This is a genomic window from Nonomuraea marmarensis, from assembly GCF_043197025.1.
Taxonomy (GTDB): Bacteria; Actinomycetota; Actinomycetes; order Streptosporangiales; family Streptosporangiaceae; genus Nonomuraea; species Nonomuraea marmarensis.
This window is the reverse complement of the sequence record NZ_JBICRM010000102.1, coordinates 1-1,755: the sequence shown is the minus strand read 5'-3', so window position 1 is coordinate 1,755 and position 1,755 is coordinate 1. Positions and strand designations below refer to the sequence as shown.

Here is a 1,755-nt window from a genome sequence, read left to right as displayed (position 1 = left end):
AGCCTGGATCCACGGCGTGAATTCTGTTGATCATTTTGGGGTCCAATTCCTCGATGAGGGCCGTTCCCGCAGTTGGCAGCCTGGTTTTGGGCGTGGGAGGGCCGCCGTGCGCGGGTCGCGGCCTGTCCATTGGGTTCCGGGTCGAAGACGATGGGGTGCGCCGGTGAGCGCGGTGACCTGGGTGAAGGTCGTCGTGGAGGTGCGTTGACCAGGAGTTTCGGGCGGGTCAGGCCTCTTGGGCTGGGGGCGGGTCGTGGGTGGCGGTGAAGGCGTTCAGCCATGCGGGTTGCCATCGCCAGTGCGCGGGCAGGTGCAGGGTGAGGTGGCCGCGTCCGTGCCGGGCGATGCGGGCGGGCGCGGTGATGAGGTGGCGGCGCAGGGTGGTCCCGCGGGCGCGGGCGTGGAAGGCATCGGCCAGGCAGCCGAGGGCGCGTAGCAGGTTGTGGGTGATGGCCGCGCAGGTGAGCCAGGCGGCGTTGGCGGCGAAGTTGCCGGAGGGCAGGTGCGCGAGCGGCCCGTCGATCAGGTCGGCGTTGACCTGCTCTTGCACTGCGTGGTCGCGGTGCTGTTCCTCGGCTTGCAGGAGGGTGTAGGGGCTGTCGGTGAAGATCGGGTAGTAGCGGTAGGAGGCGAACAACTCGTCCTGGCCGGCCTCGGCCTGCTCGTTGAGCCGCTTGACCCGGCGGACGATCAGCCGAGCGGTGGTTGCCTTGTCTTTCTTGCTGGTGAAGGCGGTGTAGGGGGTCTCGGCGATCTCGGCGTCGGAGACCCAGCCGCCGACCTGCTCATCAAAGATCGCGTTCGGGTACTTGATCGGCGTCCATGCATCCTCCTCGATGGCCGCGATCGCCGCCTTGACCTTGGGATCCAGTTTGGCGGTGATCGAGAAGCGGGTGTCGTGCTCGCGGCAGGCGGCGATGACCTGCGCGCCGTAGAAGGCGCTGTCGCCGCGCAGCATCAGGGTGCCGGACGCGCCGCTTTGACGGGCGGTGGCGATCGATTCGCGGATCAGGGGTGCGGCGCCGCGGGCGGAGCCTGCGCTGCCGCCGCGCAGTCTCGTTGCGGCGAGCACGGGGGCGGCCAGCGGCGTGGACAGGGTGACGGCCAGCACGTTCAGCCCGCGTACCATGACGCTCTTGCCCTGGATTTTCGTGTGCCCGAAGCCGCTGCCCTGCTTGGCGTAGCCGTAGGTGCGCCGCTGCATCGAGTCGATGTCCAAGAAGGCCAGCACCTGCGCGCCGGGCAGCAACGGCGTCCGGTCGGCAAGTGCGGCGAGCAGGAGCCGGGCGACCTTGTCCAGTTGGCGGACGTTGCCCCAGGTGAAGGCGCGCAGGAAGGAGCCGAGGGTGGACGGCGCACGCACGCCATCGAAGAGCTTGTCCATCCCGCCATGGCGCAGCACGTCCAGGTCATCGATGCTGTCGGCGCCGCAGGCCATCCCGGCCACGATCGCGGTGACCTTGGCCGACGGGTTCACCCCCTCGGCGGCGGTCAGGGCGACGTGCTCGCCGGCCAGGCGGCTCAGGCCGCAGCGCTCGGCCAGCCGCAGCGCGGGAACCAGCCCGCCGTAGGCGATCACGTGCTCATCGTCGAAGATCGCACGAGTCTTGGCCACGTCGTGGAAGAATTGCACTTACGAGGTGCCTTTCTGAACTGGCTGGTTGAAGCGTGAAGAACTCCAATCATCCCAGGTCAGGGGGCACCTCACTTCATTTCACGACACTCGCATCAGATTTCAAGCCGTGGATCCAGGCT

1 protein-coding gene is annotated in these 1,755 nt (G+C 68.1%); it reads right to left on the bottom strand.

Translation table 11 applies throughout. The annotated features are described in order from the left end of the window. Nucleotides 1-226: 226 nt before the first annotated feature. A complete protein-coding gene (locus ACFLIM_RS50110; RefSeq protein ID WP_393177995.1) occupies nucleotides 227-1,633 on the bottom strand; it encodes an IS1380 family transposase in 1,407 nt (468 codons plus the stop codon). Between the last annotated feature and the right edge of the window lie 122 nt (nucleotides 1,634-1,755).